This window comes from Cellulosimicrobium sp. PMB13, from assembly GCF_051294865.1.
GTDB lineage: Bacteria > Actinomycetota > Actinomycetes > Actinomycetales > Cellulomonadaceae > Cellulosimicrobium.
The window spans coordinates 4,271,865-4,286,630 of the sequence record NZ_CP145910.1 but is presented as its reverse complement, the minus strand read 5'-3'; the positions used below and the strand labels follow the sequence as shown (position 1 = coordinate 4,286,630).

Sequence of the window (14,766 nt, the reverse complement as noted above, 5' to 3'; positions counted from 1 at the left end):
TCGCCCCGGGGTCGGGGTCGGTATCTTCGTCGGGTCGGGCGCGTCCGCGTCCGACGGTCCCTCGCCTCCGGGCGACCGGAAAGAAAGGTCGGTGGCTCATGTCGTACGCACCGCCTTCGATCACCTCCGTGGGAACGGTCCGGGGTCTGACCCTCGGCTACCCGCAGAACTGCAAGTACGGGCACGGCAGCGACAACGCCATGCCCAACCAGGAGCCCGGCCTCGGCCAGGACCTCAGCGGTCAGTGGAAGGACGGCTGCGGTCCTGGCGACCCGCTGTCCTGACATGGCCCTGCCGGATCCTTCCGCCGGCAGGACGCCGCGACCGGCACCGTCGCCGGGTCCCGCGGACCTCCTCCGCGTCGACGACCTCGAGGCCGCCGCCGGGTGGGTCTTCGGACGCCGCCCCTCCCCTCCGGCTCGCCGGACCGGAGGGGCGCGCGGCGTCCTGGAGCAGGTCGTCCGCGAGTCGCTCGCCTCCGCCCCGACGTTCGTCGGCTTCTCGGGCGGACGCGACTCGTCGCTCGTCCTCGCGGTCGCGGCCCACGTCGCCCGGCGCGACGGCCTGCCGCTCCCCGTGCCCCTCACCCTCACGTTCCCGGGCGTCGAGGGTGCCGACGAGAGTGCGTGGCAAGAGCTCGTGCTCGCCCACCTGGGCCTGCACGAGCGCGTGGTCGTGCGCGTCACCGACCAGATGCGCCTCCTCGGCGACGCCGCGCGCGCGGGGCTCGAGCGTCGCGGCCTCGTGTTCCCCGCCGTCGCGCAGGCCGACGGCGTACGGCTCGCCCAGGCCGCCGGCGGGCACGTGCTGACCGGAGAGGGCGGCGACGACGTCCTCAACCGGCGGCGCGGCACGCCCCTCCTCCTCCTGCGACGCCGCCTCGCGACCCCGGCCCTGCCGTCCCGGCGTCTGCTCCGTGAGGCGACGGTCGCCCTGCGGCCGAGCTGGACGCTCCCGCGCGGTCGGTACCGCGACGTCGTGCCCGGGTGGTTGCGGGAGGACGCGGCACGCGAGGCCGCCTCGCGGCTCGCCGCGGACGACACGTCGCCGTTGCGCTGGGACCGCGCCGTGCACCGCCTGCTCGGCTCGCGGGCGACGCACCTCGTGCTGAACAACCTGGGTGTCGTGGCGCGCGAGCACGACGTCACCTACGTCCACCCGCTGCTCGACCCACGGTTCGTCGGTGCGGTCGCTGCCGACGGTGGCGCCTGGGGCTTCGCCGGTCGCACCGACATGATGCGGCGGCTGGCGGCCGACCTGCTTCCCGAGCCGGTGCTCGCCCGGACCTCCAAGGCGTGGTTCAACGCGACGCGGTGGGGGCCGGACGAACGGGCGTTCGCGCGGGCGTGGGACGGTTCCGGGATCGACGGCGACCTCGTCGACCACGACCTGCTGCGCGCGGCCTGGACGGCACCTGTGCCACCCGCTGCCGCCGAGCTCCTCCTGCACGCCGCCTGGCTCGGCGCACGGGGGCTGCGTCGATCACCCGGGTGAAATCGCCAGGGAAAGAGATCGCCGGTGCCTGTCGCCCCCTACTCTCACGAATGCTGGAAACGATCGCCGCTGGCGAGGTGAATGGCCGTCCGGGATGGCACCGCGACGACGACGACGACACCGCGAGAGGAGGAATGACGATGGCATACGAGGCACCCAAGATCTCCCGGGTCGGCTCCGTGCGTGGACTCACGCTCGGGCTCGACACCTGGAAGGAGTGGGAGGACGAGGTCTACTTCTGGGGTCACAAGATCCCGCTCCCCGGCTCCGGCGACGACCTGAGCTGACACCGGTGCTGCGCGGCGCCGTCCCGCACGGCGTCGCGCAGCGCCTGCTCCGACGAAGAGGTGGACCCGTGGACGACCGTCCCGACCCGTTCCTGCGGCTCACGCCGCTCGAGGTCGCGCTCGCGGCTCCCGTCGGCGCGTCGCCGCGTGCACCGCGGCTGCCCCGTGGCGGCTCCGCACGTGCGGAGCTCGAACGGGCGGTGCTGCCTGCTCTCCGCAGCGGTCGCTGCCACGTCCTGTTCTCCGGCGGTCGCGACTCGTCGCTCGTGCTCGCCGTGGCGACGGCGGTCGCACGCCGAGAAGCTCTTCCGCTGCCCGTGCCCGTCACGGCGGTGTACCCGGGGGTCCCCGAGTCCGACGAGAGCGAGTGGCAGGACCTCGTCCTCGCCCACCTCCGCCTGACCGAGCGCGTCGTCATCGAGGTGCGCGACGAACGCAGCCTCCTGGGCGATGTCTCCGTCACCTCCCTCGCGCGTCGCGGCCTCGTGTGGCCCGCCGCGGTCCAGAGCCAGCCGAGGCTCCTCGACGGGCTGGGCCCGGGGGTGCACGTCCTCACCGGCGAGGGGGGCGACGGGATCATCGCGCCGGTCCGCGGGACGCCCCTGCACCTCCTCGCCTCGTCGCGGCGCCGTCCGTCGCGCGCACTCCTGCGTGCCTGCGTCGAGGCGCTCGAGCCGTCGGGGCTCGCACGGCGACGTCTCCGGCGGGGGACGGACCTGCTCACGGCCGTTCCGTGGCTCTCCTCGCGGGCTCTCGACGCGCTCGCTCAGGAGACTGTCGACGCCAGGGGGCCGCTGCGCTGGGACGCGGCGAAGCGGGCCCTTCTGGAGCGCAGAAGCACGGTGCTCGCGCTGCACAACACCGTCGCCGGCGCCGCGGAGCTGGGCGTGACGCTCAGCCATCCCCTCGCCGACCAGGCGTTCGTCGAGGCCCTCGCGTCCGACGGCGGAGCACGCGGCTACCGCGGCCGGACGGACACGTTCCGCCGCCTCGGGGCGGACCTCCTGCCCGAGGCCGTGCTGGCACGGACGACCAAGGCACGCTTCAACTCCTCGCGGTGGGGCGACCGCGAGCGGGACTTCGCCCTCTCGTGGGACGGTACCGGTGTGGACCCCGAGCTCGTCGACGTCGAACGCCTCCGCCGTGAGTGGCTGGGATCACCCCTGCCCGCGTCGCGGTTCCTGGTGCACGTCGCGTGGCTCGCGGCGTCGCCCCGCACCACCCGGGCCGCGGCGTGAGCGCTCGGTCCCGGATCGGGGGGCTGCTCCGCCGAGCGCGGCGGGTGCCGTTGTCCCGATGGCCCGGCCTCGTGCGGACGGCGGTCCTCGTGGTCGCGATCGAGCTCGGGCTGCGCACGGTACGGCTCCCGCGCATGGCGCGGTGGTTCGGTGTGCCGCTCGCGGACGCGACAGCCGTGCCCCCGTCGTCGGGGCCGGCGGCGGAGACCGCGGACACCGACGTCCTCGACCTCAGCCCTCGCGAGCGGGCCCGTGTCCAGGACGCGCGCCGGATCCTCTCCGTCCCGGGCGTCGACGGGACGTGCCTGCGCCAGGCCCTGGTCGTCGGGCACGCCCTGCGACGGCGCTCCCCGCGGCTGGTCCTGGGCGTCGCCAAGAGGGACGGTACGGTGGCCGCGCACGCGTGGGTCGAGGTGCAGGGCTGGACCGTCGACGACTTTCACGTCCTGTCGCGGCCGCCCGCCGGGTTCGAGCGGTTGCCCGCCCCCGTCTCCTGACCCGCGGCGCCGCCCGCGGTCAGCGGAGCAGCTGGTGCGCGACGAGCTCGTCCACGAAAGCCTGCGCGTCGCGGAGCGCGTCGTCGCGGTCGATCGAGAACTCGGCGACGAGCGCGTCGGCGAGGTCGTCGAGGGTGCGCTCGTCGACGAGGAGCTTGGTCAGCAGCGCGCCGCTCCCGTTGGTGGTGAGATAGACGGAGCGCTCGAGGTCCAGGAGGACCAGCTCGCCGTCGATCTCCTGCCAGGTCACGCCGTCCGTGCGGATCTGCATGTCGTCCTCCGTCTGCCGGCATCCCCGGCCGGTACAGGCTAGCGGTGCTCGTGCTGGGGGGCACGGGTGAAAGTGGTGGACCGCGCCGGCACCGACGGCACGTCCAGCACGGCGACCACGACGCCCGTGACGATCCCGACGAGCAGCACGGAGGCGATCGTGTCGCTGGGCCGGTGCGCGTGCCCGACCACGGAGGCGAGGCACGCGAGGACGACCACGACGAGGGCGACCCGCGCGGCGTGCCGCCGGGTTCGCTCCGGCCAGAGGAGGACCGCGGCCGCGGCGAGACCGACCGCCGCGCTCACGTGGCCGGAGGGCATCGTGTTGTAGGAGTAGCCGAAGTCGCCGAGGTAGGGGCGGGAGAGCACGCCGTCGCGCAGCCAGGTCGACGCGGCGAACGGCACCACCGCGACGGCGAGAGCCCCGACGACGTCCCGGAACCGGCGCGTCCAGAGCGCACGAGCCCCGAGCGCCAGGCACAGCAGCACGAGGACGGCCGGCAGGGCGGCGCGCGTCCACGTCGCGGCGAGCGCGACGGGGTACCCCCCGCGCTGCAGCTCGGCGAACCCGCCGACATCCATCGCCTGGCCGGCGGTCGTGCGGACGGCGAGGAGATAGACGCCGACCAGCGCCGCGGCGCACAGCGCCGCGAACACCGCTCCCCAGGAGCGCCGATCTCGCACGGGCGCCTCCCGACGTCGTCCGGCCGTGCCGCACGAGGCGGCACGGCGAGCCTATGGCCGACCGGGTCGCGGGGGGAGTGCCCCGGACGTCGACGGGAGGGTGAAACGTGGAGCCTCGGCCGCCGGGAGGGTGAGTCGCGAAGCCGCCGGACGCGAGCATGTGGGCGCCCCGGCGTACCCTGGTTGCCGTCGTCCCGCCTCGGCTCCTGTGGGCTCTTGTGGGGTCCTGGGGTCTCCTGGGAGCCCTGCGGGCTCCTGAGGAGGGCGCGACACCGCACGTCCCAGCCTGGACCACCGCGCTCGTCCCCGACGGCCGCCGGTCCGGGCCGCTCGTGCTGCCCTCTCGTCCAGCTCCTCGCACGTCCAGCTCCTCGACGCTCCGAGCCGCGCACGCACTGCAGGGCTCGCCGTCGCCCGACGTCGTCCTCGGAAGGACCCGCACCCGCATGAACCTCACCGGCATCCTGCCCACGCTGCTCGCCGACCCGGCCGCGTCCGCCGCGGTGGAGCACGTGCGCGCCCGCGGTGAGGCCGACGTCGTCGGCCCGGCGGGGGTGCGCCCCCCGCTGCTCGCCGCGATGGCCGGCGCAAGGGCGACCGGCTCGGACGGCGACGGAGCGTCGAGCCGGTCCGCGGACGACCTGCTGGCCCGGGCCGCGTCGGGGTCGCGCCCGCTCGTCGTGGTGACGGCGACGGGCCGTGACGCGGACGAGCTCGCGGCGAGCGTGCGCGCGTACCTCCCGGACGACCTCGCGGACCTCGTGGCGGTCCTGCCGAGCTGGGAGACCCTGCCGCACGAGCGGCTGAGCCCGCGTGCGGACACGGTCGCGAAGCGCATCGCGGTGTTCCGGCGCCTCGCGCACCCGGACGCCGAGGTCGGCCCGTCAGGTCCGGTGCGGGTGCTCGTCATGCCGGTGCGCGCGCTGCTGCAGCCGGTCGTGGCCGGGCTCGGGGACCTCGTGCCGGTCGCGCTCCACCCGGGTGACTCGGCCGACCTGACCGACGTCGCCGACCGCCTCGTCGCCGCGGCCTACACGCGCGTGGACATGGTCGAGCGGCGCGGCGAGTTCGCGGTGCGCGGCGGCATCCTCGACGTCTTCCCGCCGACGGAGGACCACCCGCTGCGCGTCGAGTTCTGGGGCGACGAGGTCTCCGAGATCCGCTGGTTCGCGGTCGCGGACCAGCGCAGCCTCGAGATCGCCGAGCACGGCCTGTGGGCGCCGCCGTGCCGCGAGATCCTGCTCACGGACGCGGTCCGCGCCCGTGCCGCGGCGCTGGTCGACGAGCTGCCGGGCGCCACGGAGATGCTCGACAGGCTCGCCGCGGGCATCGCCGTCGAGGGCATGGAGTCGCTCGCGCCGGTGCTCGTGGACCGCATGGTCCCGGTGCTCGAGCTCGTGCCCGACGACGCGCTGCTCGTCCTCGACGACGCCGAGCGCGTGCGTCGGCGCGCCCACGACCTCGTGGCCACGACCGAGGAGTTCCTCGCCGCGGCGTGGACGGGCGCGGTGGCCGGGGGCAAGACGCCGCTCGACCTCTCCTCGGCGTCGTTCGCGACGTTCGCCGACGTCCGGGCCGTCGCGCAGCGCCGCGGTCTCGGCTGGTGGACGCTGTCCTCGTTCGCGCTCGACAACCCGGACCTGGACGAGGCGATCGACCCGACGGCCCTGCCCGTGGCGGGCGGGCCGGGTGCGCCCGGCGACCGGGCGGCGTCGGGCACGACGGGCCCGCACGTGGGGGAGAGCGCCCACGGCGTGCCGACGTTCACGATCGGCGCGCGCGACGTCGAGTCGTACCGCGGCGACGTGGCGCGCGCGCTCGACGACATCCGCGGGCTCCAGCACGCGGGATGGCGCCTCGTCCTCACGACGGAGGGCCACGGCCCCGCGAAGCGCATGGTCGAGCAGCTCGGCGCCGCGGACACCCCCGCGCGGCTCGTGGCACGACTGGACGACGAGCCCGAGGGCGGCATCGTCCTCGTCACGCCGGCGATGGTCGGGAAGGGCTTCGTCGTCCCGGAGCTGCGGCTCGCGGTCTTCTCGGAGTCCGACCTCACGGGCCGTGCCGGGTCGAGCACGCGCGACATGCGCAAGATGCCGAGCCGGCGGCGCAACGTCGTCGACCCCCTGCAGCTCAAGGCGGGCGACTTCGTGGTCCACGAGCAGCACGGCGTGGGGCGGTTCGTCGAGCTCGTGCAGCGCACGCTCGGAACGGGCGGCAACGCCGCGACGCGCGAGTACCTCGTCATCGAGTACGCGAGCAGCAAGCGGGGGCAGCCGGGGGACCGGCTCTTCGTGCCGATGGACCAGCTCGACCAGGTCACGAAGTACACCGGCGGCGAGTCCCCGAGCGTCAACAAGATGGGCGGCGCGGACTGGGCGAAGACGAAGTCGCGCGCGCGCAAGCACGTCCGCGAGATCGCGAGCGAGCTCATCCGGCTCTATTCGGCGCGCATGGCGACGCAGGGTCACGCCTTCGGCGCGGACACGCCGTGGCAGCGCGAGCTCGAGGACGCGTTCGCGTACGTCGAGACGCCCGACCAGCTCGCGACGATCGACGAGGTCAAGGCCGACATGGAGAAGACGGTCCCCATGGACCGCCTCGTGTGCGGCGACGTCGGCTACGGCAAGACGGAGATCGCGATCCGTGCCGCGTTCAAGGCGGTCCAGGACGGCAAGCAGGTCGCGGTGCTCGTGCCGACGACGCTGCTCGTGCAGCAGCACTTCGAGACGTTCTCCGAGCGGTACGCGGGCTTCCCCGTCACCGTGAAGGCGCTCTCGCGCTTCCAGACGGCCAAGGAGTCCCAGGAGACGATCGAGGGACTGCGGCTGGGGAAGGTCGACGTCGTCATCGGCACGCACCGCCTCATCACGGGCAGCATCCGCTTCAAGGACCTCGGTCTCGTGATCATCGACGAGGAGCAGCGGTTCGGCGTCGAGCACAAGGAGACGCTCAAGCAGCTGCGCACGAACGTCGACGTGCTCGCGATGTCCGCGACCCCGATCCCGCGCACGCTCGAGATGGCGGTCACGGGTATCCGCGAGATGTCGACGCTCGCGACGCCGCCCGAGGAGCGCCACCCCGTGCTCACGTACGTCGGCGCGTACGAGGAGAAGCAGATCGCCGCCGCACTGCGCCGCGAGCTCCTGCGCGAGGGCCAGGTCTTCTACGTGCACAACAAGGTCGAGACCATCGAGCGGCAGGCTGCGCGCCTGCGCGAGCTGGTGCCCGAGGCCCGCGTGGGCGTCGCGCACGGCAAGATGAACGAGAACCAGCTGGACCAGGTGATCCGGGCGTTCTGGGAGAAGGAGCTCGACGTCCTCGTCTGCACGACGATCATCGAGACCGGGCTCGACATCTCCAACGCCAACACGCTCATCCTCGAGCGCGCCGACATGCTCGGCCTGTCCCAGCTGCACCAGCTCCGCGGCCGTGTGGGCCGCGGGCGCGAGCGCGCGTACGCGTACTTCCTCTACCCGCCGGAGCGCCCGCTCACGGAGACGGCGCACGACCGCCTCGCGACGATCGCGGCCCACACCGACCTCGGCGCGGGCATGCAGGTCGCGATGAAGGACCTCGAGATCCGCGGCGCGGGCAACCTGCTCGGCGGCGAGCAGTCGGGGCACATCGCGGGCGTCGGGTTCGACCTGTACGTGCGCATGGTCGGTGAGGCCGTCGCGAACTTCCGCGGCGACGGCCCGGAGGAGCAGCCCGACATCTCGATCGAGCTCCCGGTCGACGCGCACCTGCCCGAGTCGTACATCGCGACCGAGCGGCTGCGGCTCGAGGCGTACAAGAAGATCGCCGCGGCGACCGACGCGCCGCAGCTCGCCGAGGTCCGCGCCGAGCTCGTCGACCGGTACGGCGCGCTGCCCGACGTCGCGTCCGCGCTGTTCGACGTCGCGGACTTCCGCAACCACGCGCGCCGCGCGGGGCTCACGGACGTCACCGCGCAGGGCAAGCTCATCCGGTTCGCGCCCGTCGACCTCCCGGAGTCGGCGCAGCTGCGCCTCAAGCGGCTCTACCCGGGCACGATGCTCAAGCCCGCGATCCGCGCGTTCCTCGTCCCGTACCCGACGACGGCCCGCATCGGCGGTCGCCCGTTGCGCGGCACCGAGGTGCTCGACTGGGCGCGCCAGCTCATCGACGCCGTCGTCCTCGGCGAGGTGAGCGCGGCGGCGACCGTGGGCACGGCGGCGCGTCGCTGACGTAGCCCACCTGCCAGAGTGGCCGCTCGCAGCTCAGCCGATCCATGGGATGGGTCGAACAAGCACCTCGCGCGGGGTCACATTCCCGGTGCGCCCGACGCTGATCGAAAGTCCCTGGATGGGCCGTTCATGACGCGGAGCGGTCGATCAGCCTGGACGGATCCCAACAGCCGCGTGGGACGAAGTCGGCGATCGCTCCTGCCTCCCTTGCTCGCTCTCAGGAAGTTGAAGTTTCACCCGTTCCGAACACTGGAATCGGCAGGTGGGTGAACGGACGTGTCTTACTGTGCGATGACCTTTGAGAGAGGAAGCACATGCGCATCGCACTGGTGACCACCTCCGTCGCGCCAGAAGGCAGCGGTCTCGGCGGCCACGTCTTTGCAGTTGCACAACATCTGGTGCGTGCTGGATGCGAGGTCGTCGTATGGGTCGCAGCGCGGCGCAATGACGAGCAAGACGCCCCTGAGGGTGTCGTCGTCCGTTACCTACCGAGCCCGCTGCCCGAACGGGGCGCGCGAGAGGTCGCCGCTTTCGTTGCGGCATCTGTCATGGCGTCGAGCCGATGGATACGCGCGATGAGGATCGACAGGCCGGACGTAGTCCATGTACACGGCTTCGCCGAGAATGGCGTGTGGGCCCTGCTGTGGACATCCCTGTTGCGGAGGCGTCTCGTTGTCACCTCCCATGGCGAGACGTTGGGTGACCTGGACGAGGTCTTCCGGTCGTCGATGATCTTTCGTCATTCGCTCCGGCGTGCCATGGTCCGCGCCTCCGCCGTCACAGCGCCGTCGCGCTACGTCCTTGACGATCTTGAAGGAAGATTCGGGCTCGTTGCTGGTGCGGGACACGTGGTGCCGAACGGTTCCCAGGCCGTGAGCGAACGGACCGATCCACCGGTGTGGGCACCGCAGCGTTTCGTCCTCGCCGTCGGCCGCCTGGTTGACGTGAAAGGTTTCGACCTGCTTCTGGACGCCTTCGCGTGCGCAGATCTCCCTTCCGAGATCCAGCTCGTGATCGTCGGCGACGGTCCCGAGCGTGAGTCACTGGAAAAGGCTGTAGCGAGTCACGGGCTGACAGATCGAGTGCACCTACCCGGCCGACTGAGTCGTCTCGAGGTCGACTCGCTGATGCACGCGGCGCGTGCTCTCGTCGTCCCGAGTCGATCCGACGCCTTTCCGCTGGTCCTCCTCGAGGGGTGGCGGTCGGGCAGCGCCGTCATCGTCACCGTCCACGGGGGTGCGGCGGAGATCGTCGAGGACGGCGTCGACGCCCTCCTGGTCGATCCGTTCGACATCGCAGCGCTCGTCTCGGCGATGCGCGCAATGGTTCTCGACAATGAGCACCACGCGAGGGTGAGCGCTGGCGGTAGTCGTGCAGTCCGACGCTTCTCGTGGAACGTTGTCGCACATCGGTACGAGGCCATCTATCGGCAATGACCGTCTGTGCGATCGACCGGAGACGGAAAATGGGGGCTGGTCAGCCCTTGCGGCCGTCGAGGAAGTAGGCGATCGGCCCGACCCAGTTGACGAGCAGCGCGATGCCCCACGCGAGTTTCGTCCCGTTGACCTGGTCCGCGGGCCGTCGCGCGAGGTCGCGGTACGCCGCGGCCGTCAACGTGATCTGGACGGCGCCCACGACGCCGACCGCGACCTTCTGGCCCCGGCTGAGGTCGGCCCAGCGTCGGTGCGTACCCATGGTGGTGTGTTCCTCTCGTCGTGCGGTGGCGGTCGCTCGGCGCAGGTGCCGGCTCCGTACCGACGCTAGTCCTCACGCTCGCCGGCCGCACGGGTCGCGGGTGCCTGGATCGGCTGTGGGCGACCGATATTTGTTCAACCGTTGTCTCTCCGGTGCCGTCGCGCCTAGGGTGAGGGCGGGCGCGCCGGCGCGCCCGACGGGCGTACCGCCCGACTGAGCGATCGCAAGGGAGCGATGATGCGAAGGACCTGGAAGACCGTCGTGGCGGGGGTGGCTGCGGCCCTCGTCATGGGCGGGGGAGCGGGTGGCGCGATGGGTGCCGAAGCATCCGCGGGAGAGACGTCTGTGCAAGTCGATAACGATATCGATATCGTTCTGGAGAACGATTTTGAGGAGTCGGCGGCGCCGTGGGGGCCCCGCGGTCCGGTGGCGCTCGCCCTCACGGACGCCGAGTCGCGCGGCGGTGCGAGCAGCCTGCACGTCAGCGGGCGCACGGGGGAGTGGAACGGTCCCGCCACGTCGGTCGCGACGCTCTTCGAGCCGGGCGCGACGTACGACGTCGAGGCCTGGGTCAAGCTGCCCACCGGGACGGCGGGCGCGTCGGGGATGCACTTCACCGTGCAGGAGACGAGCCCGTCCGGCGACGCCTACACCTGGGTGGGCGGGGCGGTCACCGCGACCGCCGACGGGTGGGTCCGCATCGGCGGCGCGTACACGCTGCCCGACGCGCTGACCGCCGCGACGCTCTACGTCGAGGCGGCCCCGATCGACGGCACCCACCCGTCCTTCCTCGTGGACGACGTCCTGGTGACCGCGCGCGACGCCGTCGACCCGGGCGACGTCGTGCCCGGCGGAGCGGTGAACCCCGTGCCGACGCCCGTGCGCCTCGCCGAGGGCAGCGGCGACGTCGCCGCCCTGACGTTCGACGACGGCCCGAACCCGGGCACGACGCCGGCGCTCCTCGACTTCCTCGCCGAGCACGACCTGCACGCGGTGTTCTGCGTGATCGGCCAGAACGTCGAGGCGCCCGGCGGCGCGGAGATCCTGCGCCGCATCGTCGACGAGGGCCACGTGCTGTGCAACCACTCGACGGGCTACGCCGACATGGGCTCGTGGACGGCGGACGAGGTCCGCGCCGACCTCGTCGAGAACCTCCGGATCATCCGGACCGCGCTGGGCGACCCTACCTACCCCGTGCCGTTCTTCCGGGCGCCGAACGGCTCCTGGGGCGGCACACCGGCGGTCGCCGTCGCGCTCGGGATGCAGCCGCTCGCGGTCACGAACACGATCGCGGACTGGGAGACGCAGGACGTCCCGACGCTCACCGCGAACCTGCGCGCCGCGATGAAGCCCGGAGAGGTCGTCCTGGCGCACGACGGCGGCGGGGACCGGTCCGGCACCCTCGCGGCGGTCGAGACCGTGGTGAGCGAGCGGCTCGCGGACGGCTGGACGTTCACGTTCCCGCAGGGCACACCACCCCCGCTCGGGCAGGCGCTGATCGAGACGTCCTTCGAGGACGGGCTGGACGGCTGGGTCCCCCGCGCGGGCGACGCGACGACGCCGACGCTCGGCCTCACGACGGTGGCGCACGGTGGCACGCAGGCCGCGATCGTCTCCGGCCGTGACGGCCAGGGCGACGGCATCGGTCACGACGTCACCGGCCTGCTCGCACCGGGCACGACGTACGAGCTGAGCGCCTGGGTGCGCTTCGCCGAGGGGCAGCCCGCGGACGACGTGTGGCTGAGCATCGCGCGCACGGTCGACGGCGCGACGTCGTACTCGACGCTCGCACAGTTCTCCGGGATCACGAACGACGGCTGGACGCAGGTCACCGCGACGTTCCAGGGCGCCGAGGCCGACGAGGCGCTGCTCTACCTCGAGACGGACTACAACGGCGACAACACGAGCGACCTCCTCGTCGACGACGTCGTGCTGCGCGTCCCGCCGCCGCCCGTGGTCGAGAACCTCACGGGTGTCAAGGAGACGGTGGACGTCCCGGTGGGCGTCGCGATCGACTCGCGCGAGACCGCGGGCGCGGCGTCCGAGCTGCTCCTGCGGCACTTCGACCAGATCACGGCCGAGAACCACATGAAGCCCGAGGCCTGGTACGACGCCGAGGGCACCTTCCGTCCCCACCCCGAGGCCGTCGCGCTCATGGACTTCGCCGCGGACCGCGACCTGCGCGTCTACGGGCACGTGCTCGTGTGGCACAGCCAGACGCCCGCGTGGTTCTTCCAGGGCGCGGACGGCACGCCGCTCACGAGCTCGGAGGCCGACAAGCAGGTCCTGCGCGAGCGCCTGCGCACGCACGTCTTCGACGTCGCCGGCGCGCTCGCCGAGGAGCACGGCGCGTTCGGCGGCGGCAACCCCGTGACGGCGTTCGACGTGGTCAACGAGGTCGTCTCCGACGGCGGGGAGAACCCGGACGGGCTCCGGCGCTCGGAGTGGTTCCGGATCCTCGGCGAGGAGTTCATCGACCTCGCGTTCGAGTACGCCGACGAGGCGTTCAACGACGTCTACGCGGACCCCGCCGCGAAGGACCGGGGCGAGCGGCCGGTCGCGCTCTTCATCAACGACTACAACACCGAGCAGGGCGGCAAGCAGGACCGCTACCGCGCGCTCGTCGACCGCCTCCTGGCGCGGGGCGTGCCCGTCGACGGTGTGGGGCACCAGTTCCACGTGAGCCTCGCCATGCCCGTCTCGGCGCTCGAGGGCGCGATCGACCGGTTCGCCGACCTGCCCGTCACGCAGGCCGTGACCGAGCTCGACGTCACGACGGGGACCCCGGTCACGCAGGCGGGCCTCGTCGAGCAGGGGTACTACTACCGCGACGCGTTCCGGGTCTTCCGCGAGCACGCCGACGACCTGTACTCCGTCACCGTGTGGGGCCTCACGGACGGGCGGAGCTGGCGCGCGAGCAGCGGCGCCCCGCTCGTGTTCGACGACGCGCTCAAGGCCAAGCCCGCGTACCACGGCGTGGTGGACGGTGACCTGCCCGCGCGGCTGCGCACGGCCGACGTGTTCGCGGGCGACGTCCCCCTCGACGGCGACGCGTCCTCGGCGCTCGCGTGGAGCCAGCTCCCGCTGCACCGGTTCGCCGCACCCGACGGGGAGGCAGGGTTCCAGCTCCGCTGGGCGCCCGACCACCTCACGGCGTTCGCGAGCATCGAGGACGCAGGCGGCCCGGGCGACGCGACGGACGCCGTGACCTTCGAGCTCGAGGACGTGGAGCACGTCGTCCGGCGCGACGGCACGACGACGGCCGGTGCGACCGCGGTCGTGACCGAGCGGGAGGGCGGGTACGACGTCGTCGCGCACCTCCCGCTCGACGCCGCCGCGGAGGGCGGCACGCTCGCGCTCGACGTGCGCGTCACCGACGGCGAGGCGACCACGTCGTGGAACACCCCGGGAGCGACCGGCACGCTGCGCCTCCTGGAGCCGCTGTCGTACCTCGAGGTCGCGCCGGCGTCGTCGGCTCCCGAGATCGACGGCGCGGTCGACACGGCGTGGGACGCGGCGGGCGAGCCCGTGACCACGGCCAAGGAGGTGCAGGGCAGCGGCGGCGCCGTCGCGACGGTCCGCACGCTGTGGCGGGGGCAGACGCTCTACGTGCTGGCCGAGGTCGCGGACCCGGTGGTCGACGTCTCCGGCTCGGACCCCTGGGTCCAGGACTCCGTGGAGATCTACGTCGACGCCGGCAACGCGAAGAACGGGTCGTACCGGTACGACGACACGCAGATCCGCATCAGCGCGGCGAACGCTGTGTCGTTCGGCACGGGCGACGAGGCGTTCCAGCGCGGTCGCGTGTCGAGCGCCGTCGCGCGGACGGCCGACGGGTACGTCGTCGAGGCGGCCGTCAGCCTCCTCGAGCACGGCGGCGAAGGCACGTTCCACGGCCTGGACCTGCAGGTCAACGACGCCGCCGACGGTGCGCGCACGGCGATCCGCAACTGGGCGGACCCGTCGGGAGCGGGGTACCAGTCGACGGCCAGGTGGGGTGTCGCTCGGCTCGTGGGTGCGGCCGCTCCCGAGCTGCCGGTGACGGTCGAGGCGCAGGCCCGCTGCCTGGCGGGCAAGGCCTATGTGGCGGTCCGCGCGACGAACGGGGCGGACGTGCCGCTCGACGTGTCGCTCGCGACGCCGTACGGGACGAGGGCGTTCACGGGCGTCGCGCCGGGCGGGTCGGCGTACCAGTCGTTCGCGGTCCGGGCGACGTCAGTCCCGGCGGGCACGGCGACGGTCACGGTCACGGGCACCGCCGCCGGCAGCGACGGGGGCGAGCGCATCGCCGAGGTGTCGAGGACGCTCGACGTGCCGTACGACGCGCACACCTGCGGCTGACCACCGCCGCGCCGACCAGGTGATCGTGGCTCGTCCGGACACGAGGCGGGCC

General features: G+C 73.0%; 11 protein-coding genes. 8 read left to right on the top strand and 3 right to left on the bottom strand.

From position 1 onward, the window contains the following. The first annotated feature begins 128 nt into the window (after positions 1-128). The 5 genes from V5D56_RS19055 (at position 129) to V5D56_RS19035 (ending at position 3,516) form a co-directional block, all read left to right on the top strand. The gene (locus V5D56_RS19055; protein ID WP_435736835.1) at positions 129-284 is read left to right on the top strand and encodes a hypothetical protein; all 156 of its coding nucleotides are present in this window, start codon (positions 129-131) and stop codon (positions 282-284) included. Position 285: 1 nt separating this feature from the next. Next, positions 286-1,494 carry an asparagine synthase-related protein gene (locus V5D56_RS19050; protein WP_435736834.1) on the top strand — a complete coding sequence of 403 codons (1,209 nt, stop codon included), beginning with the start codon at positions 286-288 and terminating at the stop codon, positions 1,492-1,494. 140 nt (positions 1,495-1,634) lie between these two features. Further along, on the top strand, positions 1,635-1,781 hold the full coding sequence (locus tag V5D56_RS19045) for a lasso RiPP family leader peptide-containing protein (protein WP_435736833.1): 147 nt from the start codon (positions 1,635-1,637) through the stop codon (positions 1,779-1,781). Positions 1,782-1,849: 68 nt separating this feature from the next. Beyond that, positions 1,850-3,019: an asparagine synthase-related protein gene (locus tag V5D56_RS19040; RefSeq protein WP_435736832.1), complete on the top strand. Its 1,170-nt coding sequence runs from the start codon at positions 1,850-1,852 to the stop codon at positions 3,017-3,019. A 44-nt stretch (positions 3,020-3,063) separates the two neighbouring features. Continuing rightward, positions 3,064-3,516 carry a lasso peptide biosynthesis B2 protein gene (locus tag V5D56_RS19035; protein WP_435736831.1) on the top strand — a complete coding sequence of 151 codons (453 nt, stop codon included), beginning with the start codon at positions 3,064-3,066 and terminating at the stop codon, positions 3,514-3,516. A 19-nt stretch (positions 3,517-3,535) separates the two neighbouring features. On the opposite strand, the gene V5D56_RS19030 is transcribed toward V5D56_RS19035, so the two are convergent. Beyond that, positions 3,536-3,787, bottom strand: coding sequence for a PqqD family protein (locus tag V5D56_RS19030; RefSeq protein ID WP_435736830.1), 252 nt, complete (start codon positions 3,785-3,787; stop codon positions 3,536-3,538). 38 nt (positions 3,788-3,825) lie between these two features. Beyond that, on the bottom strand, positions 3,826-4,470 hold the full coding sequence (locus V5D56_RS19025) for a phosphatase PAP2 family protein (protein ID WP_435736829.1): 645 nt from the start codon (positions 4,468-4,470) through the stop codon (positions 3,826-3,828). 446 nt (positions 4,471-4,916) lie between these two features. Between V5D56_RS19025 and mfd the strand changes: the two genes are divergently transcribed. Next, positions 4,917-8,678 carry a transcription-repair coupling factor gene (mfd, locus tag V5D56_RS19020; protein WP_435736828.1) on the top strand — a complete coding sequence of 1,254 codons (3,762 nt, stop codon included), beginning with the start codon at positions 4,917-4,919 and terminating at the stop codon, positions 8,676-8,678. 314 nt (positions 8,679-8,992) lie between these two features. Beyond that, positions 8,993-10,114 carry a glycosyltransferase family 4 protein gene (locus V5D56_RS19015; protein WP_435736827.1) on the top strand — a complete coding sequence of 374 codons (1,122 nt, stop codon included), beginning with the start codon at positions 8,993-8,995 and terminating at the stop codon, positions 10,112-10,114. A gap of 40 nt (positions 10,115-10,154) precedes the next feature. Here the strand turns inward: V5D56_RS19015 and V5D56_RS19010 are convergent, their stop codons facing one another. Further along, on the bottom strand, positions 10,155-10,373 hold the full coding sequence (locus tag V5D56_RS19010) for a PLD nuclease N-terminal domain-containing protein (RefSeq protein WP_435736826.1): 219 nt from the start codon (positions 10,371-10,373) through the stop codon (positions 10,155-10,157). Between the two features lie 234 nt (positions 10,374-10,607). On the opposite strand from V5D56_RS19010, the gene V5D56_RS19005 reads away from it, so the two are divergent. After that, positions 10,608-14,714, top strand: a complete 4,107-nt coding sequence (locus V5D56_RS19005) for an endo-1,4-beta-xylanase (RefSeq protein ID WP_435736825.1) — start codon at positions 10,608-10,610, stop codon at positions 14,712-14,714. Positions 14,715-14,766 lie beyond the last annotated feature (52 nt).

Excerpts from the sequence above, each read along its gene's own strand:
- V5D56_RS19030 (WP_435736830.1), bottom strand. The coding sequence starts at position 3,787 with ATGCAGATCCGCACGGACGGCGTGACCTGGCAGGAGATCGACGGCGAG.
- V5D56_RS19010 (WP_435736826.1), bottom strand. The coding sequence starts at position 10,373 with ATGGGTACGCACCGACGCTGGGCCGACCTCAGCCGGGGCCAGAAGGTC.
- V5D56_RS19015 (WP_435736827.1), top strand. The coding sequence starts at position 8,993 with ATGCGCATCGCACTGGTGACCACCTCCGTCGCGCCAGAAGGCAGCGGT.
- V5D56_RS19005 (WP_435736825.1), top strand. The coding sequence starts at position 10,608 with ATGATGCGAAGGACCTGGAAGACCGTCGTGGCGGGGGTGGCTGCGGCC.
- mfd (WP_435736828.1), top strand. The coding sequence starts at position 4,917 with ATGAACCTCACCGGCATCCTGCCCACGCTGCTCGCCGACCCGGCCGCG.
- V5D56_RS19050 (WP_435736834.1), top strand. The coding sequence starts at position 286 with ATGGCCCTGCCGGATCCTTCCGCCGGCAGGACGCCGCGACCGGCACCG.
- V5D56_RS19045 (WP_435736833.1), top strand. The coding sequence starts at position 1,635 with ATGGCATACGAGGCACCCAAGATCTCCCGGGTCGGCTCCGTGCGTGGA.